This is a genomic window from Geoglobus acetivorans (assembly GCF_039641995.1).
GTDB lineage: Archaea > Halobacteriota > Archaeoglobi > Archaeoglobales > Archaeoglobaceae > Geoglobus > Geoglobus acetivorans.
Window position 1 is genome coordinate 695,612 of sequence record NZ_CP087714.1, and the last position, 20,463, is coordinate 716,074.

At 47.3% G+C, this 20,463-nt stretch carries 26 protein-coding genes; 18 read left to right on the plus strand and 8 right to left on the minus strand.

Annotation, left to right across the window (positions count from 1 at the left end; genetic code table 11):
• Positions 1-8: 8 nt before the first annotated feature.
• The 3 genes from LPQ35_RS04125 to LPQ35_RS04135 are packed head-to-tail and all read left to right on the plus strand — an operon-like array spanning position 9 to position 2,914.
• Positions 9-710, plus strand: coding sequence for a 4Fe-4S dicluster domain-containing protein (locus LPQ35_RS04125; protein WP_346297692.1), 702 nt, complete (start codon positions 9-11; stop codon positions 708-710).
• Complete coding sequence (gene nrfD / locus LPQ35_RS04130; protein ID WP_193808029.1) at positions 711-1,868, plus strand: NrfD/PsrC family molybdoenzyme membrane anchor subunit; 1,158 nt, start codon at positions 711-713, stop codon at positions 1,866-1,868. It abuts the gene before it with no gap.
• Positions 1,865-2,914: a cytochrome c3 family protein gene (locus LPQ35_RS04135; protein ID WP_193808028.1), complete on the plus strand. Its 1,050-nt coding sequence runs from the start codon at positions 1,865-1,867 to the stop codon at positions 2,912-2,914. The genes nrfD and LPQ35_RS04135 overlap by 4 nt, the downstream gene beginning before the upstream one ends.
• Here LPQ35_RS04135 and LPQ35_RS04140 read toward each other — a convergent pair.
• Positions 2,898-3,500 (minus strand): ZPR1 zinc finger domain-containing protein, encoded by a 603-nt coding sequence (locus tag LPQ35_RS04140; protein ID WP_193808027.1) that lies wholly within the window; start codon positions 3,498-3,500, stop codon positions 2,898-2,900. The genes LPQ35_RS04135 and LPQ35_RS04140 overlap by 17 nt on opposite strands.
• A complete protein-coding gene (locus tag LPQ35_RS04145) occupies positions 3,497-3,865 on the minus strand; it encodes a cell division protein SepF (RefSeq protein WP_048093744.1) in 369 nt (122 codons plus the stop codon). The genes LPQ35_RS04140 and LPQ35_RS04145 overlap by 4 nt, the downstream gene beginning before the upstream one ends.
• 320 nt (positions 3,866-4,185) lie before the next feature.
• Between LPQ35_RS04145 and fni the strand changes: the two genes are divergently transcribed.
• From fni to LPQ35_RS04160, 3 genes are read left to right on the plus strand one after another with little or no spacing between them, the layout of a single operon-like run.
• Positions 4,186-5,265, plus strand: a complete 1,080-nt coding sequence (gene fni / locus LPQ35_RS04150; RefSeq protein ID WP_193808026.1) for a type 2 isopentenyl-diphosphate Delta-isomerase — start codon at positions 4,186-4,188, stop codon at positions 5,263-5,265.
• Positions 5,255-6,214 carry a polyprenyl synthetase family protein gene (locus tag LPQ35_RS04155; protein WP_193808025.1) on the plus strand — a complete coding sequence of 320 codons (960 nt, stop codon included), beginning with the start codon at positions 5,255-5,257 and terminating at the stop codon, positions 6,212-6,214. The genes fni and LPQ35_RS04155 overlap by 11 nt, the downstream gene beginning before the upstream one ends.
• Positions 6,214-7,872: a glutamate--tRNA ligase gene (locus LPQ35_RS04160; protein ID WP_193808024.1), complete on the plus strand. Its 1,659-nt coding sequence runs from the start codon at positions 6,214-6,216 to the stop codon at positions 7,870-7,872. Before LPQ35_RS04155 ends, LPQ35_RS04160 begins: the two co-directional genes overlap by 1 nt.
• Positions 7,873-7,913: 41 nt before the next feature.
• On the opposite strand, the gene rbr is transcribed toward LPQ35_RS04160, so the two are convergent.
• A complete protein-coding gene (rbr, locus tag LPQ35_RS04165; protein ID WP_193808023.1) occupies positions 7,914-8,489 on the minus strand; it encodes a rubrerythrin in 576 nt (191 codons plus the stop codon).
• Between the two features lie 32 nt (positions 8,490-8,521).
• Positions 8,522-9,046, minus strand: a complete 525-nt coding sequence (locus tag LPQ35_RS04170; RefSeq protein WP_193808022.1) for a ferritin-like domain-containing protein — start codon at positions 9,044-9,046, stop codon at positions 8,522-8,524.
• A 495-nt stretch (positions 9,047-9,541) separates the two neighbouring features.
• Here LPQ35_RS04170 and rpl7ae point away from each other — a divergent pair, with 495 nt between their 5' ends.
• The 8 genes from rpl7ae (at position 9,542) to LPQ35_RS04210 (ending at position 14,335) form a co-directional block, all read left to right on the plus strand.
• The gene (gene rpl7ae / locus LPQ35_RS04175; protein ID WP_048093742.1) at positions 9,542-9,904 is read left to right on the plus strand and encodes a 50S ribosomal protein L7Ae; all 363 of its coding nucleotides are present in this window, start codon (positions 9,542-9,544) and stop codon (positions 9,902-9,904) included.
• A 26-nt stretch (positions 9,905-9,930) separates the two neighbouring features.
• A complete protein-coding gene (locus LPQ35_RS04180; protein ID WP_193808021.1) occupies positions 9,931-10,146 on the plus strand; it encodes a 30S ribosomal protein S28e in 216 nt (71 codons plus the stop codon).
• Between the two features lie 13 nt (positions 10,147-10,159).
• Entirely contained in the window at positions 10,160-10,348 is a 189-nt protein-coding gene (locus LPQ35_RS04185; RefSeq protein WP_193808020.1) for a 50S ribosomal protein L24e, read from the plus strand.
• A gap of 2 nt (positions 10,349-10,350) precedes the next feature.
• Complete coding sequence (ndk, locus tag LPQ35_RS04190) at positions 10,351-10,803, plus strand: nucleoside-diphosphate kinase (RefSeq protein ID WP_193808019.1); 453 nt, start codon at positions 10,351-10,353, stop codon at positions 10,801-10,803.
• Complete coding sequence (gene infB / locus LPQ35_RS04195) at positions 10,800-12,566, plus strand: translation initiation factor IF-2 (RefSeq protein WP_193808018.1); 1,767 nt, start codon at positions 10,800-10,802, stop codon at positions 12,564-12,566. The genes ndk and infB overlap by 4 nt, the downstream gene beginning before the upstream one ends.
• 104 nt (positions 12,567-12,670) lie before the next feature.
• Positions 12,671-13,060, plus strand: a complete 390-nt coding sequence (locus tag LPQ35_RS04200; RefSeq protein WP_048092135.1) for a 30S ribosomal protein S6e — start codon at positions 12,671-12,673, stop codon at positions 13,058-13,060.
• Between the two features lie 3 nt (positions 13,061-13,063).
• The gene (locus LPQ35_RS04205) at positions 13,064-13,681 is read left to right on the plus strand and encodes a methyltransferase domain-containing protein (RefSeq protein ID WP_193808017.1); all 618 of its coding nucleotides are present in this window, start codon (positions 13,064-13,066) and stop codon (positions 13,679-13,681) included.
• A gap of 9 nt (positions 13,682-13,690) precedes the next feature.
• Positions 13,691-14,335 (plus strand): RNA-binding protein, encoded by a 645-nt coding sequence (locus LPQ35_RS04210; protein ID WP_193808016.1) that lies wholly within the window; start codon positions 13,691-13,693, stop codon positions 14,333-14,335.
• Here the strand turns inward: LPQ35_RS04210 and LPQ35_RS04215 are convergent.
• Positions 14,315-15,379 (minus strand): DRTGG domain-containing protein, encoded by a 1,065-nt coding sequence (locus tag LPQ35_RS04215; RefSeq protein WP_193808015.1) that lies wholly within the window; start codon positions 15,377-15,379, stop codon positions 14,315-14,317. The genes LPQ35_RS04210 and LPQ35_RS04215 overlap by 21 nt on opposite strands.
• Before the next feature lie 200 nt (positions 15,380-15,579).
• Between LPQ35_RS04215 and LPQ35_RS04220 the strand changes: the two genes are divergently transcribed.
• Genes LPQ35_RS04220 through LPQ35_RS04235 form a run of 4 tightly spaced genes read left to right on the plus strand, consistent with a single transcriptional unit; the run spans position 15,580 to position 18,513 of the window.
• Positions 15,580-15,900, plus strand: a complete 321-nt coding sequence (locus LPQ35_RS04220) for a hypothetical protein (RefSeq protein WP_193808014.1) — start codon at positions 15,580-15,582, stop codon at positions 15,898-15,900.
• A gap of 32 nt (positions 15,901-15,932) precedes the next feature.
• On the plus strand, positions 15,933-16,943 hold the full coding sequence (fen, locus tag LPQ35_RS04225) for a flap endonuclease-1 (protein WP_193808013.1): 1,011 nt from the start codon (positions 15,933-15,935) through the stop codon (positions 16,941-16,943).
• A complete protein-coding gene (locus LPQ35_RS04230) occupies positions 16,943-17,452 on the plus strand; it encodes a molybdenum cofactor synthesis domain-containing protein (RefSeq protein WP_193808012.1) in 510 nt (169 codons plus the stop codon). Before fen ends, LPQ35_RS04230 begins: the two co-directional genes overlap by 1 nt.
• Positions 17,449-18,513, plus strand: a complete 1,065-nt coding sequence (locus LPQ35_RS04235) for an AAA family ATPase (RefSeq protein WP_193808011.1) — start codon at positions 17,449-17,451, stop codon at positions 18,511-18,513. Before LPQ35_RS04230 ends, LPQ35_RS04235 begins: the two co-directional genes overlap by 4 nt.
• On the opposite strand, the gene LPQ35_RS04240 is transcribed toward LPQ35_RS04235, so the two are convergent.
• Genes LPQ35_RS04240 through LPQ35_RS04250 form a run of 3 tightly spaced genes read right to left on the minus strand, consistent with a single transcriptional unit; the run spans position 18,491 to position 20,428 of the window.
• Entirely contained in the window at positions 18,491-19,534 is a 1,044-nt protein-coding gene (locus tag LPQ35_RS04240; RefSeq protein WP_193808010.1) for a tRNA (guanine(10)-N(2))-dimethyltransferase, read from the minus strand. The two genes, LPQ35_RS04235 and LPQ35_RS04240, sit on opposite strands and share 23 nt — an antisense overlap.
• Positions 19,524-20,033: an NTPase gene (locus tag LPQ35_RS04245; RefSeq protein ID WP_193808009.1), complete on the minus strand. Its 510-nt coding sequence runs from the start codon at positions 20,031-20,033 to the stop codon at positions 19,524-19,526. The genes LPQ35_RS04240 and LPQ35_RS04245 overlap by 11 nt, the downstream gene beginning before the upstream one ends.
• Positions 20,030-20,428 carry a biotin/lipoyl-containing protein gene (locus tag LPQ35_RS04250; protein ID WP_193808008.1) on the minus strand — a complete coding sequence of 133 codons (399 nt, stop codon included), beginning with the start codon at positions 20,426-20,428 and terminating at the stop codon, positions 20,030-20,032. Before LPQ35_RS04250 ends, LPQ35_RS04245 begins: the two co-directional genes overlap by 4 nt.
• Between the last annotated feature and the right edge of the window lie 35 nt (positions 20,429-20,463).

Here is a 20,463-nt window from a genome sequence, read left to right on the forward strand (position 1 = left end):
GATGGGCTTTGCAGAGGCGAGAGTTCGTTAAAAAGATCATAGCTGGTTCAGCCATTGTGCTGATGATAAAGCCGGCCAAGAGTGATGACGTTTTCATTTACATTGTCGATGCTGCTAAATGCATAGGGTGTGGGAGCTGTGTGCGAGCGTGCAGGAAGGAAAATAAGGTCATGGAGGGCAAATACAGAACCTGGGTTGAGAGATATGTGGTTACGACGGATGGCAGCATAGAGTCAGTCCACGTCGAGTCCCCACACGGTGGTGAGTACGGGTTTGAAGACATCGAGGTTAATGATGAAGTGCTGAGAACGTATTTTGTTCCAAAGCTCTGCATGCACTGTGAAAAGGCACCCTGTGTGAAGGTGTGTCCCGTAAAGGCCACGTGGCTAACTCCAGAGGGTGTCGTCCTGATCGACAAGTCTCACTGCATAGGGTGCAAGTACTGCATTCAGGCCTGTCCCTATGGTGCGAGATACTTCAACCACCATGAGAGGGTTGTTGACAAATGCACCTGGTGTTATCACAGGATTATGCGGGACCTGAAACCTGCATGCGTTACAGTATGTCCGACAGGAGCGAGGATTTTTGGAAAGCTAAGCGATGAACACATTCAGGCAGCTCTGAGGGACAGAAACATCCAGGTGCTAAAGCCTGAGCTGAATACAAGACCCAAGGTCTTTTACAAGAATGTCGGCTGGGAGGTGTGGTAAATGAGTGCTACAACGCTTTTTGAGGGCTACGTGTATCCCAATCACGAGGTGTTCTGGGGAATCCTCATCGTCATATATCCCTATTTCGTGAGCATCATTACCGGGATGGTAACAATCTATGCAATTGCTGAATTCTGGAAAAAGGAGCTTAAAGACCTGGAAAAACTCGTTGTGGTTTCAAGCCTCCCATTCGTTCTTTCAGCTCTCATGCCTTTGCTTCTTGACCTCGGTCAGCCACAGAGAGCGTTTGAACTCTATGTAACTCCAAACTTCAGCTCGGTAATGGCCGTCTTCGGTATAGTGTATCTGACCGAGCTTTTCACGCTGCTCGGCGAGATGTGGTTCCTCTTCAGAATTGACATTGTTAACAGGGCTCTGAACGAGAGAAACCCGGTTTTAAAGCTCCTTTACAGAATACTGACCCTGGGAGTTTACGATACGAGCGAAGAGGCGAGAAATGTGGATAAGAAGGTCATAAAGATTTTAACAGGGATTGAGCTGATTGCGGCATGGTGTCTCAGCTACGTTTCATTCCTGTTCGGTGTCGTCAAGTCAAATCCATGGTGGAACACTACGATTCTGCCGGTAAGCTTCGTGTTTGGAGGGCTTGCTGCGGGAGGAGCGATGGTTCTTCTGCTTTACATCGCATTCACTGCACGCTATGGAGTTGGGAGGAAGCCTGAGATCATTGCGACCGTGTCAAACTACGTCTTCTATTTCCTTCTCGCTGCCTTCGCTCTTGAAACTATAAACACCATTCTCTACGCATACAAGGAGGATATTGCCTGGGCAGTCATCAAACTTGCATCAACACAGCTTGCAATTCCTCTCGCGATTCAGGTCATAGGCTCGCTGGAGGCACTGCTGTTTCTGAGGTACATCTGCTACAAGTGCAGGAATGGCAGCATGAACACGCTCTTTGTTACAATAGCCGCACTCACAATTCTTGTTGTGGTCTTTGCAATGAGGTGGAACATGGTCATCGGTGCACAGCTGATCGACTACAGTCTCAGAGGGTTCGTGTCATACACACCACCACTGCTTGGAAGAGAGGGTCTGCTGGCTGCACTCGGTGTGCTGCTTGCACCTTTCGTGATGCTGCCAATAGTAACATATTTCTTTCCACCCTACGAGAAAAAGGTTAGTGTTAAGCTATGAAATGGACATGTCCGTTCTGCGGATCAGAAAACGAAACGAAAGACTACAGGTGTGAGGTCTGCGGGAAGAAATTCAGGGTATCAGGGGGCAAGCTGGTAGAGGTCAAAACCAGACCTCCAGAGTACCTGATCTCAATTTTTTTAATACTGGCCTTTTTGCTCTTCAATGCTGCTCTGATTGGAATCGAATATGCCAGTGACCCCAGGCTGTGCACCACCTGTCATCAGATGGAGTACTACTTCCACAGCTGGGAAGAGTCCACGCACAAGGGCGTAAAATGCTACGTCTGCCATTACGGCACAAACCCTGTGGACTTTGTAAGGGGTGCATACCACTCGCTGTCAGTCCTTTCCGAAAAGCCGCAGGTCTACAGAAACCTGCCTGCCAATGTCTCATCTGACAACTGTCTTGCCTGCCACAGAAACATTACGAATGTGGGTTATCTGAATTACAAGAACCTTTCTTTCAGCCACAGCAACCATCTCAGCGGGTATAAGAGAGGTTTTCTGCATCTCGAATGTGTGAGCTGTCACAGGGAAATAGTGATAGGCAGCCACATTGCCGTGAAGGATACGACATGTTTTGTCTGCCACTTCTACAAGACTCCTGAGGGACTTCCAATTACCGGCTGTCCGTCCTGCCACAAAAGCCCGTCAGATAACATTGAGCTTGGAAACATATCCTTCAGCCATTCACTGCACCTTGAAAAGGACATCAAGTGCGAGTTCTGCCACAAGGAAATCATAAAGTTCTCTGGAAATATGTCACTGAACTGCAAGCAGTGTCATGGCGACGATGACGTTCTCACGAAACAGCTATCTGATCTGGAAATACATTCTATCCATGTGAATTCCTACAAGCTGGATTGCGTAACCTGCCATGAAATGCCGGAGCACAAGCCAAAAGTGGATTTCGATAAATGCTCACTGTGTCACCGTGGCATGGAAATCAGGTTTCAGGGTCCAGTTGAAGTCAATGAAAATACTGTAAAAGTGAATGGAACATTGAATGAAAGGCCCTACGACGTACCTATTTCTTCTCCCTGAACTCCTGCTTTTCAAGCTCCTCTGACAGAAAGTCTCTGCCCGCAATGTCTATAATCGATAAGCCACTCTTCAAGCTCTTCGCTTCAATCTCAGACATTTTTTCAACGAATACACTGTCGTCTATTATTGCGCTGTTGCCGTGGGGGTCCTCAAGAATCAGCGTAAGCGTTTCACTGCCGTCCATTGCCCTCCTGAGCTTTTCAAGAATAATATCACAGCGTTTTACAGCCTCTTCGTCGTCAGCGTTCCATCGTCTGGCAGTTTCGACAATATCAACGAATCTCGCGAGAACGCCCTCGACGTTCGTTATGAACCCCTGACTGGCAGGACCAGGTTCAAGGGCGAGACCGAGCTCGGGAATTCTTATCGTTCCGGACGTTGATCTAACGACCTTTGCGAAAAGGGTTTTTTCGCTTATTTTGAGGGTAAATCTCACGGGGTCCTTAATTTCAGCCGAAAAGGAATCCGAATGCCTGAACCCACATTTACAGCTAATTGATGTGATCAGGAGTTTACCAAAATAAGGGGTGTCATAAATTGCGGTTATTACGTCCAGTTCCTCTCCGCAGGCAGGACAGGGGATCATTTTCTGGTTCCCTTTATTTTGTTCCTGTCCACTTTTATGCCCATGGGGGTGATGATCACATAATCTTCACCAAGTCCAACAATATCTCCGTGAACATCTTCAGCAAGCTGTTTCAGGTCTTTCAGTACTCTATCAAGCGTGAGTTTGTCGTGCTTGAGGAATGCAACATCTGCTATGACAATATTTCCATCATAAACCTGTCTTCTTATTTCAGGAATTTCATTGAGACTTGTAACCTCGGCAACCTTGATGTATGTCTCGCTGTCACCCTCAAGTTCGGCCTCAAATTCGCTTAGGTCCAGTTCTTCATACTCTTCTACATTGATTCTCTCCTGTTTGCCAAAGAGCTTTTCCATCAGACTCATGACACTCACCTGAAAAACATTATTCGGAATTACTATTTAAAAGTTTCACATGCCTGAAACACATCAGCTACCGGACACAGGTTCCGATTCAGTCCTCTTACGATTGAATAACTTTAAGCCCGGTGAAACGATACGCTGTGAGCGTCCGTTTTGTGACACTTAACTTCTCCACTCGCCGGTGTCCCGTTCTTCGGATGTTTCGTTCTCATGTTTATCTGGAAGCGGTTTTGATACCCCGGTCGGCTTCAGAGCAAAGTTATTCTGCTACTGTGGATTGTCTGAAACAAACCTTTAAAAAGCAATCAGGCAACTCTAATCCAATGACCACCACAAAAAGAAAGCTGGACCACATCAACATCTGTCTGAACGAGGGTGTGGAATCGAGCTACACCGGTTTTGGAGATGTTACGTTTATCCACAATCCACTTCCTGAAGTGCATTATGATGAAATAGACATGGAGGTCAACTTTCTCGGTAAAAAATTGAAAGCGCCTTTTCTGATTGCCTCAATGACTGGCGGGCATCCCGAAACCTATGAAATCAACAAAAATCTTGCGATTGCTGTTGAGAATGCTGGAATCGGAATGGGTGTGGGCAGCCAGAGGGCCGGGATAGAGGACGAAAGCGTAGCCGATACATTTGCAGTTGTGAGAGAACACGCACCGAACGCCTTCATCTACGCGAATATCGGCCTCCCACAACTGATCGAGAAAGGCGTTGAATATGCGGAAAAGGCAGTAGAAATGATTGATGCTGATGCACTTGCAATCCATCTGAACTTTCTCCAGGAAATTGTCCAGCCTGAGGGTGACAGAAACGCCGAGGGCGGATTCTCCATCATAAGGGATGTTGCATCGGAGCTGAAGGTTCCGGTAATGATAAAGGAAACCGGAGCAGGCATACCGCGTGAAATTGCATTCAGTGTGCGAGAGGCTGGTGTGAAGGCCATAGACATTGGAGGCAAGGGTGGGACTAGCTGGAGCGGTGTGGAGGTTTACCGCATTGCAGATGAGCTCAACAGGGATGTAGCCAGAGATTTCTGGGACTGGGGTATTCCAACTGCCTTTTCTATTGTTGACTGTCACGATGTTCTGCCGGTCGTTGCCACAGGAGGTATAAGGAACGGAATAGATGCTGCGAAGGCAATAGCTCTCGGAGCCAAAATTGCAAGCTCAGCACTCCCATTTCTGAAACCTGCGAAATACAGCGTTGAGGATGTTGAGCGGAAAATCAGGTATTTTTTGGACGGGTTAAAGAAGGTGCTGTTTCTTACGGGATGCACCCACGTTTATGATCTGCACAAAACAAAAATTTTTGTATCGGGGCTGTTGAAAGAGTGGATTGAGTTCAGAGAGCTGGACTATCTTGAATTGGTGAGGAGGAGGTTTCATGATTTCTGAGATAATTAAGGACAGGGCAAAGCTCGTTAATGAAAAAATCGGGGAACTTTTAAAGGAGCATGAGCCAGAAGGCCTTTACAGAGCAGCGAGGCACTATCTAAAAGCCGGTGGAAAGAGGCTGAGGCCGGTCATAACGCTGCTTTCTGCGGAAGCTCTGGGAGAGGATTACAGAAAAGCCATTCACGCAGCCATAGCCATTGAGACTGTCCATAACTTCACACTCGTGCACGATGACATAATGGACGAGGATGAGATGCGGAGGGGTGTGAAGACCGTTCACACCCTGTTCGGGATTCCGACCGCAATTCTGGCTGGGGACACTCTCTATGCAGAGGCGTTTGAAATCCTTTCAATGAGCGATGCCCCACCTGAAAACATCGTCAGGGCAGTATCAAAGCTTGCGAGGGTCTGCGTTGAGATATGCGAGGGCCAGTTCATGGACATGAGCTTCGAGGAGAGAGACTGTGTTGGGGAGAGCGAATATCTGGAAATGGTCATGAAGAAAACAGGCGTTCTGATCGGTATTTCGGCATCCATCCCGGCAGTTCTTTTCGGAAAGGATGAGTCTGTTGAAAAGGCTCTCTGGAATTATGGTGTTTATTCAGGAATCGGTTTTCAGATTCATGATGACCTTCTCGATATATCCGGGAAGGGGAAAATAGGCAAGGACTGGGGAAGCGACATCCTTGAGGGGAAGAAAACACTCATAGTTATCAAGGCCTTTGAGGAGGGAATCGAGCTTGAAACGTTTGGAAAGGGCAGGGCCAGCGAGGAGGAGCTTGAAAGGGACATAAAGAAACTCTTCGATTGCGGTGCAGTGGACTATGCAAGGGAAAAGGCCCGTGAGTATATTACGCTGGCGAAGAAGAACCTTGAGGTGATTGATGAATCTCCTGCCAGAAGTTATCTGATAGAGCTTGCAGATTACCTCATCGAGAGGGATCACTGATGGAGGATCTGATCTGGAAGCACGTGGTGCTGAACGCAAAGAAATACGGAAAGCCGAATGAGAAGGCTGTGATCGGAAAAATTCTCGCCGAAAGTCCTGAGCTGAGGAAAAATGCCAGGGAGTTGCTCGAAAGGATTAGGGTCGCAATTCAGGAGTTTGAAAATCTGGATGACGGGAGAAGGAATGAGCTTTATGCTCTTTATTCTGAGGAGAAAACCGGTGGAAAGCAGGAACAGGGCCTGCCTCCCCTGAAAAACGCAGAAAAGGGTAAGGTTGTGATGAGGTTTGCCCCCAATCCCAACGGTCCTCCGACCATTGGCTCGGCGAGGGGCATAGTTGTCAATGACGAATACGCAAAGATGTATGATGGTAGACTGATTCTGAGGTTCGATGACACCGATCCGAGAACAAAGAGGCCCATGATTGAGGCGTACGACTGGTATCTGGAGGATGCTGAATGGCTCGGGGCAAAAGTGCATCAGGTTGTGTATGCATCTAAGAGAATAGACCTCTATTATGATTATGCTGCGAAACTGATCGAAATGGGGCATGCCTACGTTTGCAGGTGTGCAAGGGATGAATTCAAGAGATACAAGGATGCCGGGCTTCCGTGCCCCCACAGGGAACGAAGTGCAGAGGAAAACCTCGAAGACTGGGAGAAGATGCTTGATGGCGCTTATGATGAAGGCGAAGCAGTTCTCAGGATTAAGACGGACATGGCTCACAAGGATCCTGCGGTGAGGGACTGGGTTGCTTTCAGGATCATCAACTCTGACCACCCTCTTGTTGGTGCCAAGTATATAGTATACCCCACCCTCGATTTCGAATCTGCTGTGGAGGACCACGAGCTTGGAGTTACACACATCCTGAGGGGCAAGGATCTGGCGGATTCGGAGAAAAGACAGAGGTATATTTACGAATACTTTGGCTGGGAGTATCCTGTTGTCAAGCTGTGGGGCAGGGTCAAAATCCACGAGTTCGGGAAATTTTCAACAAGCACCCTGAGGAAGGACATAGAAAGCGGAAAATATTCTGGCTGGGATGACCCTGCCTTACCGACTGTTAGGGCATTGAGGAGAAGAGGTTTCAGGGCAGTGGCAATAAGGAATTTCCTGCTCTCTCTGGGGGTAGGGGAGAACGACGTGAGCGTCAGCCTGAAGAACCTCTATGCTGAAAACAGAAAGATTGTTGATGGTGTAGCCAGAAGATTCTTTTTCGTCTGGAAACCCGTTAAACTTGAGATAGAGGGCTTGGATGGAGAGGTGGAGGTCAATCTTCCTGTACATCCCTCGAAGGATATGGGTGTGAGAATCCTCAGGGCGAACAGGGCCATATACATAACGGAGGACGATTGCAGGAATTTTGACGGAAAAGAGGTCAGGCTGAAGGGGTTCTGCAATATCCGGATTGAAAACGGAAAGGCCGTGTATCTTGGAGACGAGATTGAGAGCGCAAAGAAGGGCAGAAACATCATACACTGGCTGCCAGAAGGACAGGTCATTGAGGGTGAGGTTATAACTCCGGAAGGTATCGTGGAGGGTCTTTTCGAGTCAAATGCTGCAGGCGCTGAGGGAGAAGTTGTTCAGTTTGAACGATATGCATTCTGCAGAATTGAAAGGGCAGGTGAAAGGATCACTGCGATATACACACACCCCTGAACCATTCTATTTCTTTTAAATCCGAAAGTATGTGTAAAAAATTAAAGGGATAGCAGGTCCTTTGCCACGTAATATGCCCTCGAATGTCCGCAGCTTGGACACTCTTCTGGCGGCTCAGTCCCGTAATGGATATATCCGCATTCGAGGCAGATCCATGCTGTTTCCTCGTCTCTCCTGAAAAACGTACCTCTCTCAATCTCTTCGAGGAGTCTTCTGTATCTTTTTTCGTGATGCTCCTCTGCCTTTCCAATGGCTTTCAGTCTTTCTGCTATATCGGAATACCCTTCCTTCTCCGCCACATCTGCAAATTCGGGATACATCACGGAATTTTCGTGGTGTTCTCCGGCTATGGCTGTTTTCAGATTTTCCACCGTGGTTCCCCAGACGAGTGGAGCTTCGGCTTCAACCGTCAGGGATTCGGCATCTCCTCTCAGCTGCTGTATGTATTTGAGAAGATTCTCGGCATGCTCCTTTTCGTTTTCGGCAGTTTCGAGAAATACCTTCTGCAGGAACACGTAACCCTCATCCTTGGCGACCTTTGCGTAGAACGTGTACCTGTTTCTTGCCATGCTCTCTCCTATGAATGCCTTAATCAAATTCTTTAAAGTTTCAGACATGCCTTATCACCTCGTTCTTAAAACTCAAACTTTTAAACCTCCTGTCCATCCGCCGGAGGATTGAACCGTCTCTTTCCAAGTTCCTGATCGAGCATGAGAAGAGCGTGTTTATCCTCTCCTATAATGCGGAGCTTACCGACAATTTCGCTTGTCGAAGCCTCTTCTTCCACCTGCTCAGCCACAAACCACTGAAGCATGTTGTACGTTGCATAATCCTTTTCTGAAAGGGCGAGGTCGATCAGATTGTGGATTCTCTTGGTTACACCGACCTCGTGATTGTACGCCTCCTCAAAAGCTTCGAGTGGAGAAGACCACTCAGCTTTTGGCTCCTGAATTGCGTGCAGCTTCACTCTCCCTCCTCTCTCGTTGATGTAGTCGTAAAATCTCATTGCGTGTGTTATCTCCTCCTGCCACTGGACTCTCATCCAGTTGGCAAAACCCTTTAGCTCGATAGAATCGAAGTATGCTGCCATGGAGAGGTAAATGTATGCAGAGTACAGCTCCCAGTTGAGCTGCTCGTTTAATGCCTCAACCATCCTCTCGCTGATGGAACTCATGTAATTTAATTATTCGATTAATGATTTAAAACTTTTGAAGTATTGATTTCTGAGTACTAGGATTGAAAATGTGAATTTTCACCCATCAAGATTGGCAATTTGACGCCTCTGAGGGGGTGGCTGTGTAATAGAGCGAAATGTTATTGGAGACCGGGGCAATCCTGATTTACCTTCACCGTTCCGGCTTTTTTCCGTTCATTATCGTTCCAGGCCATTCGACACATTGCTCAGCTCAATAATGTTCGGTATTCTGCCGTAATGGGGGGCAGAGAGATCCGGTCATCCTCTTCTCAGGCATTTCGTTCCGGATCTTCTACCTCACTCTGTGTTTCTCATGTTTAATGTTTTTAAAATCCATCTCCATGTCTCCGGCAGCATTTACCTGCCAAAGTCTTTATAAATCCACCCGGAATTCTGGCAAAAAGATTTATATCCTCACGGCAAAGAGGCGAAGAGCCGATGAATGATGAACACATGTGAAGGAGGTGCATGAAGATGGTGTATGTCAGGTTTGATGTTCCTGAGGAATTGCAGAATGAAGCGCTTGTACTGCTGCAGAAGGTAAGAGAGACGGGAAAGGTAAAGAAAGGGACAAATGAAACGACGAAATCCGTGGAGAGGGGGCTTGCAAAGCTTGTGTATATTGCGATGGATGTGGATCCACCTGAGGTTGTGGCCCATCTGCCTCTTCTCTGCGAGGAGAAGAACATTCCCTACATTTATGTGAAGAGCAAGGAAGACCTTGGAAACGCAGCCGGAATCCAGGTCGCATGTGCTGCGGCAGCAATCCTCAGCGAAGGAGAGGCAAAGAAAGAGCTTGAGGATATTGTTACAAAAGTTAACGGACTCAAAAAATAAATATCTCTTTTTTGAGGTGAAGGGTTATGGCGGAAGATGAAGATATTCAACCAGCTGAGGTTGTTGAGATAGTGGGCAGGACAGGAATGCACGGTGAGGCTACTCAGGTGAAGGTGAGGGTTCTTGGAGGAGATAACAAGGGCAGAATCATAACGAGGAACGTATTCGGGCCTGTAAGGGTTGGAGATATCCTCATGATCAAGGAGACTGCGAGAGAGGCAAGGAAGCTGGCGGTTAAGTGAGGTGGTAACATTGGTGCTTGAAAAGAGAATATGCTCTTTCTGTGGTGAGGAAATTGAACCAGGAACGGGCAAGATCTATGTGAGAAGGGACGGCAGAATCCTTCATTTCTGCTCAAGAAAGTGCGAGAAAAACATGGTCAAACTGGGAAGAAACCCGAGAAGGGTTAAATGGACGAAATACTACGTCAAGGGAGGTCAGTAATTATGGAACGGACCTTTGTCATGATCAAGCCCGATGGCGTCCAGAGGGGACTGGCGGGGGAGATCATATCTCGGTTTGAGAGGAAAGGCCTGAAAATTGTCGCAATGAAAATGCTCTGGATCGGCAGGGAGCTTGCAGAACAGCACTATGCAGAGCATAAGGAAAAACCATTTTTCAATGCTCTTATTGATTATATCACCTCCGGACCTGTAGTTGCAATGGTAGTTGAGGGAAGGAGTGCTGTGAGCGTTGTGAGGACGATGATTGGCAAGACCAATCCTGCTGAGGCTGCTCCCGGTACTGTGAGGGGAGATCTTGCAATGGATACTGGAAGAAACGTTGTTCATGCCTCGGACTCATTGCAGTCTGCGGAGAGGGAAATCAGCCTCTTCTTTAAACCGGATGAGATTTTCGATTACGCAAAAGTCGATGAAGACTGGGTTTACGAAAAATGAAGCAGCTGAGAACGCCGATTGTTGCAGTCCTCGGACACGTGGATCACGGTAAAACAACCCTACTTGACAGAATCAGAAGGAGCAACGTTACTGCAAAAGAAGCGGGAGGAATAACCCAGCACATAGGGGCCACAGAGGTCCCCCTTACGGTCATCAAGGACATCTGCAGGGAGGTCTGGAATGCCAATGTGGTCATTCCTGGACTGTTGTTTATTGACACTCCCGGCCACAAGGCATTCACAAATCTGAGGAAGAGAGGGGGGGCGTTAGCTGATCTTGCGATTTTGATAATTGATATAAACGAAGGCTTTAAACCGCAGACAGAAGAGGCTCTGATGATCCTCAAGACATTCAAAACTCCGTTCATTGTTGCGGCGAACAAGATTGACAAGGTTCCGGGATGGAAGAGCCAGGATGGATCTCCGTTCATGAAGAGTTACTCCATGCAGGACGATGTTGTGAAGCAGAGGCTGGATAACAAAATTTACGAGCTTATCGGTGAGCTGTATCAGCGTGGTTTCTCGGCAGACAGGTTTGACAGAATAAGGGATTTCACGAAGAATGTTGCAATAGTGCCAATATCTGCAATGACCGGTGAAGGCATTCCCGAGCTTCTTCTGCTCCTCACCGGCTTGGCTCAGAGGTACCTCGAAAGCAATCTCAGGCTTCATGTGGGGGGGAAGGCAAGGGGCACGGTTCTGGAAGTGAAGGAGGAAAAGGGTCTTGGATTGACCTTCGATGCCATCCTCTACGATGGAACCCTGCATGTAGGCGACAGGATTGTGATCGGTGGAATTGAAGGAGTCATTGTCACGCACGTGAGGGGTATTTTCCGGCCCAGGCCTGCAAAGGAAATGAGACTTGAGAGCAGGTTCAAAAGCGTTGAGAGCGTTACTGCGGCGGCAGGAATCAAGGTTGTGGCTCCAGACATTGAGAACGTCCTTGCAGGTAGTGAATTCGAGACTGTTGAGGGCGATGAGGACATAAGGACATTTGAAGAAAGGATACAGAAGGAGTATCAGGAGATAACGATTGAGACTGACGATGAGGGAATAATAATAAGGACTGACACTCTGGGTTCGCTTGAGGCGCTGATCAACGAGTTCAGGGAGCTTGGAATTCCGATAAAAAAAGCTCAGGTGGGCGATGTAACTAAGAAGGACGTGATTGAAGCATCAGCCAACAGGGATGAGCTGAACAGAGTCATAATTGGCTTCAACGTGAAACTTCTTCCTGGAATAGAGGAAGAAGCTCAGAAATACGATGTCAGGATTTTCACGGACCAGATCATCTATAGCCTGATTGATAATTTCACCCAGTGGAGGGAGGAGGAGAAACGAAAGAGAGAGAAGCAGAAGATTGAGTCCCTCATCATGCCAGGCAAGATTCAGTTGCTCAAGAACTACATATTCAGGAGGAGCAAACCCGCAGTAATTGGTGTGAAGGTCCTTGGAGGGGAACTCAGAAAGGATGTGAAGCTGATAAAGCCAGATGGTTCTCCCGTGGGTTTTGTGCGGAGCATGCAGAAAATGGGCGAATACATCAGTGTAGCGAAGGAAGGGGATGAAGTGGCGGTTGCGATAGATGGAGTCACTGTTGGCAGACAGATAGAGGGTGATGAGGTCCTCTATGTTGATGTACCTGAAAGGCATGCGAGGATCATTGAGAGGGAGCTTGTGGACACGCTGAGTGAGGGGACAAAGATGGCCCTGAATGAGTTCCTTGAGATAAAGAGGAAAGAAAACCGATTCTGGGGGAAGTGAGTTCGGGCGGTGAGACGTAATGTATATTAACATCTTCATTTCAGAAGCTTCAATCTCTTGCAATAACCTCTCAAAAAGGTAAAAGTCAGATGGGGTGATGAAAGATGGAGTTTAAAGTCGTGATTTCAGATCCTTCAACCGGAAGAGCGTATCAGAAGGTAATTAGCGGTGCAAATGCAAACAAGCTGATCGGTAAGGAAGTTGGCGATTCAATAAACGGAACCCTTGTTGAGCTTCCTCCCGATTATGAACTTGTTATTACAGGAGGGAGCGATAAGGACGGATTCCCGATAAGACCTGACATCCCAGGCCCTGTCAGAAAAAGAATCCTGCTTTCAGGAGGCGTGGGATACAGGCCGAGGGAAAGAGGTATCAGAAAGAAAAAGATGGTCAGGGGCAGAGTGATAACGAGGGACATCGTCCAGATAAACATGAAGGTTGTCAAGCACGGAAAGGTTCCTCTGGAGGAATATTTCAAGAGCCAGCAGGAGTAAATTATGGGGATTCTTGAGGATAAGAAAAGGGCAAGAACCTTTTACAAATATTTTTCAAAAATATATGATTTCGTAAATCCGTTTTTTTACTCGGACGAGATGAGAAAAACCGTTGTTGACATGGCTAGGGTTGCGAAGGGCGATCTTGTCCTTGAGGTTGGTTGCGGAACGGGCTTTACGACACAGGAGATTGTGAGGAGGGTTGGGGAGAGCAACGTTGTTGCGGTCGACCTGACCCCTGAACAGATGGCAAAGGCGATAGCAAGGTATCCCGGATCAAGCTTCATAAGAGGGGATGCTGAGAATCTGCCTTTTGAGGATGGTGTTTTCGACGCATCTATTTCGGCCGGGAGCATAGAGTACTGGCCGCATCCTGCTGAGGGAATTAAAGAAATGGCGAGGGTAACAAAAAAAGGTGGCAGGGTGGTAATACTGGCTCCAAGAAAGCCTGAAAACCCTCTTGTGAGGAGATTTGCTGAAGGGATCATGCTTTTTCCCTCTACGCAGCAGATGATACTGTGGATGCAGAAAGCTGGACTTGAGGATATAAGGTTCGTTGAAATGGGCCCTTACTTTTTCTGGGATAAACTTGTTGTGATAATTTCGGGCAGGAAGCCCTGAGGTGGTTATATGGACACGGCGAACGACATCAGAATTAGGCTCGCTGAAAAGGCTTTTTCAGAGCTTGAAAAATCCCTGAATAATGTCAGGGTTCAGAGGAGGAAAGAGCTCGTTAAGAAAATTCAGGAACTGAAAAGTGATGTTCAGATAATAAAATATTCTTACATGCCCTTTGAGGAACTGGCAGAGTATGAAACAACTGTTAAAATTTCCCGGTCTGCGGGTGAGATTCTGGAGGCCATCACCTCGGCTGAAAGGGACTTTCACTACTTTACATCCAGATACTGGCTCGAATACCTGGTTTTTCTCCCGTCCCTTCTTAAGAGGGGGGAAATCCAGAAGGCTTATGAGGCGATCAGGTATTTTTCGGGAGAGATTATTTCAGTAACTCAGCTTTCGGAAAATCTGTGGCTGTGCAATGTTGACTGCGGATTTAAAATGGACATTGTAACGAATTCCGAGGTATTCAGGAGCGGAAGGTATGCGGTTGTGAGCCACCTCCCTCCAAGACAGTTTGGAAACGTCGTGAGCGAGGGCATGTTTGTCGATGCGGCACTTGACAGGAAAGGAGAACTTGACCATCACGATATCCTGTCGATAAAGGATAGGCTTGGAGAGGTCGAGGCTATAATTTTAAGCATCTTGCAGTCCTAAGTATTTTTTCAGTTCTTCTATTTTAATGTGGTTCTTCACAAGCGTTTTGATCCTCTGCGCCTTGATCTCGCCAGTAACCCTCGCTTTCCTGAAAATTTCCTCGATCCTGATTGTGGCTGTCAGGGTATCTTCGCTCACCAGTATTACAGGAACTTCTTTTTCCTCCGCACGCCTGATTATTGCTCTGTTTGGTTCAAGATTGCCAGTCAGTACTATGCATTTTATACTCGGTACGCTGAGGGCAACCTCAAGAAGGTCGTTCCTATCTCCACCTGTGATCAGAACGGCGTTTTTAACATCTCTGAAGTATCTGAGAGCTGATGAGGGAGACATTGCTCCGATAACCAGATGTTCGATTATTGTGTCCTTCTCGGGCTTCACGATGAACTCTCCGCCAAGCTTTTCCCTTAAATCGCTGACGAACACCCCTGCGAGCAGAGGATCATGCGGAATGACTCCCAGAACATCCATTCCTGCAGACTCTATAACCCTGGATGCCACGGCCTGAGCGTAGGAGAGCTTGTAGCCGGTGAGTCTGTTGATTATAACCTTTTCCAGCATCGCTCCGAAAACGTCCTTTGAGTTAAGCAGTTTATCGATAATGAAATCGTCTCGATATCTTGCGACCATCAGGACCTTTGGGGCAATAAGTCTGGCTACGGTAAAATCTCCAAGCCCAATTGCTCTACCCGTCTTGTAGTCTGCCGAGCCCTCCACAAATACAACGTCCTTTCCTCTCGAGATTTCTGCATACTTCTCGGAAATTTTCCCCCTTATTTCTGAAGGTTCTGCGCTAAGTATGTATTCCACGTAGGGCCTGTCCAGCATCAGCCCGACAACGTCCTCGTCCATTCCGAGCTGCTGGGCGGTTACGGTAGCGTCTTCATCAACAATCTCTCCTTCTTTTTTTACGGGGTTTACGGCAAATGGCTTGAAGTATCCTATTTCGTAACCTTCCTCCTGCAGAATCTTCCCAAAGGCTATTATCAGGGCGCTCTTTCCAGAATGCTCTTCCAGAGATGATATCATGATTGAGTGTGTCATTTCGATCTACCTCCTGCGGTGGACGCTTTGCAATTTCGGGGTTGATCCCACTCTGCCACCGGACACAATCCTGCAGAATCTACTTTTTTAAACTAATTAACTGTTTCCATTGTCTTCACCGAAATGAGTCGAGGCAGCGAAAGCTTGCGGGACTTTACCGTAAAAATATAAATATGAGAATCCATTATACTTTCTGGGGGATGGAAATGGAAAGGGACGTTGCTTTTGCCGCTGTAATGATAATCTCTGCAGTGATATTGACATGGAAATGGCTGTCTCTCTATGATAACGTGGATGCTATCGTGATTTTCTCAGCGTTTCTCCTAACACTCTCTCTTGGCCTGCTTCTGATTAGCATGGAATACAGGATGGAAAAAATGAAGGAAGAGTTCGAGAGCGTAAAGAGGACGGTGGCCATAAACTCTGCAGATCTAGAAGAGAAAATAGAGGGTAAAATGAGGGCCTATTTGGATTCAATTGATGACAGGCTTGACAAGATTGAGAGAAGGCTTTACAGGTAAGGTTATTTATTTTCGAGTACAGGTCTGAGTGTATGGGTGCGGATATTGGCGACATCCTTAAAAGAGATGTGGTTGAACTTGAATCCTTTTCAGGAAGAAAAATCGCCATAGATGCCTTCAACACAATCTATCAGTTCATAACGACCATTCGTCAACCGGACGGTACCCCGCTTAAGGATTCGCAGGGGAGAATAACATCCCACTTTTCAGGGCTTCTCTACAGAAACGCCAGTTTGATAGAGAACGGTATAAGGCCCGTTTATGTATTTGACGGCAAACCACCAGAATTCAAAGAGAAAGAGATCAAGGAAAGGATTGAAAGAAAAATTGAGGCTGAAGAAAAGTGGGCTACTGCTCTTGAGAGGGGAGAGGAGGCAAAGAAATACGCAATGATGGCTGCGAGGGTTGATGAGTACATAATCACATCTTCGAAAAGGTTGCTCGAATTGCTGGGAATCCCCTGCGTTGATGCTCCGAGTGAAGGGGAGGCTCAGGCCGCTTACATGACTGCAAAAGGCGATGTGGACTTTACCGGCAGTCAGGATTATGACTCGCTCCTCTTCGGATCTCCGGCTTTGGCGAGGAATCTCACAATAACGGGCAGGAGGAAACTGCCCGGAAGGAGCGTTTATGTGGATGTTAGACCTGAGGTAATCTATCTTGAAAAGAACCTCGGAGAACTCGGTATAAGCAGAGAACAGCTTGTGGATATTGCGCTGCTGGTGGGTACAGATTACAATGATGGGGTTAAGGGTGTTGGAGCCAAGAAGGCCCTCAAGTATATCAAGATGTATGGCGACATTTTCAGAACGCTGAAAATGCTGAAGGCGAGTATTGACAATCTTGAGGAGATTCGGGACTTTTTCCTGAACCCGCCCGTGACGGACAGCTACGACATCTCATTTGGACAGCCCGACGTTGACGGAGTGATTGAATTTCTGTGTGAGGAGCACGATTTCAGCAGAGACAGGGTTGAGAAGGCTGTTGAGAAGATCCAGGAGAATCTATCCGCAACTCAATCAACCCTGGACAGGTGGTTCTGATGCACAGGCACGAGGCAGTTGAGAGTTACACTGCCAGAATCATAACCGTCTCAACTTCGAGGTTTGAGAAATACGGCAGGATTGAGGGCATTGAGAACATCCCCGAGGATGATGGGTCGGGAAGGTTGATTGCCGAAGTCCTCGGAGACAGGGCAAGGAGCTATGTTCTTGTTCCGGATGACGCTGCGGAGATAAGGAAGGCTGTTGTTGAAAGCGAGGAGGATCTGGTCATAATTACGGGTGGCACCGGTCTGAACCCCAGAGACGTTACTGTGGAGGCGATCGAACCCCTCTTTGATAAGAGGCTTGATGGTTTTGGCGAGATATTCAGAATCGAGAGCTACAAGGAAATCGGATATAGTGCAATTCTGAGCAGGACAACTGCCGGAATTATCGGGGGAAAAGCAGTATTCTGCCTGCCTGGCTCAAAAAACGCTGTGAGGCTCGGGATGGAGATTGTGGTTTCCATAGCCAAGCACGTAATTTCACATGCAAGGGGAATTAGATGATTATAAGATACGAGGTTTTTGACGAGGATTACGTTCCGGAAGAAATTCTCTTCAGGGATGGTCAGATCGAAAGGATAGCTTTCAATCTGAAGCCGGCCGAGCAGAAAAGCCGTCCCTTCAACATGCTCTGTCTGGGGCCGCCTGCCACCGGCAAGACCACGGTGATGAAGTATATTCTGAAGGAAGCCCCGCCCAGCCTAATAGGTGTGTATGTCAACTGCCAGATTCACCAGACAAAGCAGCAGATTTTTTCCAAGATATTCGATTCTCTTTACGGATATTTCCCACCATCCGGCACATCGTTCCAGAAACTTTATTCAGCCATTCTGAAAAAAGGTGTTGAGGAGGACCGGGTTATTTTTGTCGTTCTCGATGATGTTAATTTTCTCAGCCCTAAACTGATGAACGACATAATTTATCTGATCCTCAAAGGACATGAGGATCACGAGGGTTTTAAAGCCGCTGTAGCCGGAATATCCACGGATGCGAAAATTTCGGCAGCGTTTGATGCGAAGGTAATGTCTGTTTTTCACCCAGACGAAATACTCTTTCCGGTATATGACTTCGATGAGATGCTGGAAATTCTGAAAAAGAGAGCCGAGGCAGGGATTATTGGAGGCAGGGTCTCTCAGGAGGCGCTTGAGTTCATTGCAGGAAAGGCGTTTGAGTATCTCGACATTCGTTTTGGAATCCATCTCCTGAAAATGGCTGTGATCAGTGCGGACAGAAAATCCCGGGATTCGGTCTCCCTTGAAGATGCCGAAAGCGTTTTTGAAGATGGCAGAACTGTCTTTTTCAGGAAGCTGATATCGGCTCTCGACAGAGAGGACTTGGACGTGCTGAAGTTCATTTATGGTTCGGACATTAAGTTTACAAGCGAAATCTATGAGGCTCTAAAGGGGAGGATGGGGTACACAAAGTTTTATGAGATTCTCAGGAAGCTGGAGAATCTGAGGCTCATTGATACTGCCGCGAAATACGAAAAAGGTTTGAAGAGATATGTCGTGAGGAGATTCCGGAGAGAGGAAATTTTCAGGGCTATCGAGGAATTCGGGAGATGATTTCCTTCACAGTTTGAATATCTGCATCGCTTTTGAAACTTGTGCCACCGAACCTTGTTCTTGAGGCCCGGTAGCCCTCATCTCTGAGCCGTTCTATCACTGCATCGAGTCCCGGAGGAGAAATCTGGAGTATCTTCGTTATTTCGTGAATGTCGTAGTGAGTAATGGTCTCGATCTCGTTCTCTATTGCGGAGAAAAGTTTGCCTGTGTCCCCCTCCTTGTTCAGTCTTTCAACAAAGTCCCTTCTGTGCAGTTCTCCCAGCCACAGTGGGCCGTACATTCTGAACTCATTTCCACATACACACGCCCTTTCAGGTGTGTCGAAAACGCTGATTGTCATTCTGTTCCTGCATTTTCTGCAGTGGAGAATGTAGCCGATTTTCTCATACATTTTCCCGGCTTTTCTGCTTGACTTACCTGTCTTCAGGTGGACTCGATAATAGTGTTCCCTTGCCCAGGAAATCAGAACCTCAGCATACCTGTCGTACTTTGTGATCTCTCTAACGGCCTTTCCTATGAGCATTCTCAGACCCACCTCGTGGTAGTATTCTGTTTTTTCTGCGAAGGCCGAATATTTCCTCAATCCAGAAATGGATGCACTGCCACAGAGGGCAGAGGTGTCTGTTGCAGTAATGCTGAGGTACCTTTTAGCAGACCTGCATGCGGAGTCAATGAATTCGGACGGAGAACCGAACGGATCCAGATCAACATGCTCGTAGCTCCTCTCACGCATAAGTGATGCCGCATCTCTGTTGTGGACGACAGCTTCTATGCCATTCAGGCTGAGATTTCTCTCGATAACCTTAACGGCACTGCTGCTTATGTCGTTGAACTCCACCCGGTCAAACCCTGCCTCAAGATGGGCTCTGATTCCCCTGATACCGCTGGCAGAAAGAGCATCAAGGTAGCTTTTACTGTCGAGGTGTCTGAAAATTTCCATGTCTGCATCTCTGCAGAACTTCATTCTCGGATTGTAAAAAACCCCTTCGGCTATGATTTTTGCCCTGCCCTCAACTATCAATTCTTTTCAGCACCTCCTCCACGACCTGATTTCTGTTTTCAGGGGTTAATATCACCACTTCAAATTCTTTCTTTATTTTCATGACCAGAGGGTGATTTGACCTGTAGTGGACGGTTACAATCAGATCTGTTTTGCTTTCGAGCAGCCTCTCCATTGCGCTGACAAATTCTCTGCTCTTGAGTTCCATAGGTCCTACCTCATCTATGATGACAATATCCGAGGTGGACCAGCTCTTCTGAATCCTTTCAGCCACCGCATCCATGTTCTCGACAAAAACCCTGTACTTGCCCACCCTCGGAAACCCCTCTCCTTTTCTGGCCAGCAGCGTCTCCTCTCCCGTGGAAAGATCAATGATGGAAAAACCGATTCTCAATCCACGCTCTCGAATCTCCTTTGTTATGAAACCCGAAATTTGCATTCTGTCCTTCAGTGATTCGTAAATCTTCAGGCATGCAGTGGTCTTCCCAGAGCCTGGTTTGCCGGTTATCGCCACCCTCATTCCAGTACTACCAGAACCTGTCCCGTTTCGACCCTCTGTCCTTCTGAAACCTTTATCTCCTTGACTTTTCCGTTTGCTGGAGCAGTTATCTCGTTTTCCATTTTCATGGCTTCCAGTATTAGAAGAACGTCTCCTGTGTTTACGCTTTCACCTTCGGAAACGAGGATCTTCGTAACATTTCCAGGGAGCATGGCCTTCACGACCCTGTTGCCCCCTTCCACGGCTCCCGTCCTCATCTGTGGCGAGTGAGACAGCTTGGCGGACTTGATTTTTTCCTCCTCGACCTCCACTTCGATAATGTTGTCATCCACCTTTACCTTGAAAAGTGCAGGAGATATCTTTTCAACTTCAGCGTAATAGACATTTCCACCAACGCTGACCTTGAATCTTTTCATGGCCTGATTTACACTTCAAGGATTATAAAAACGTT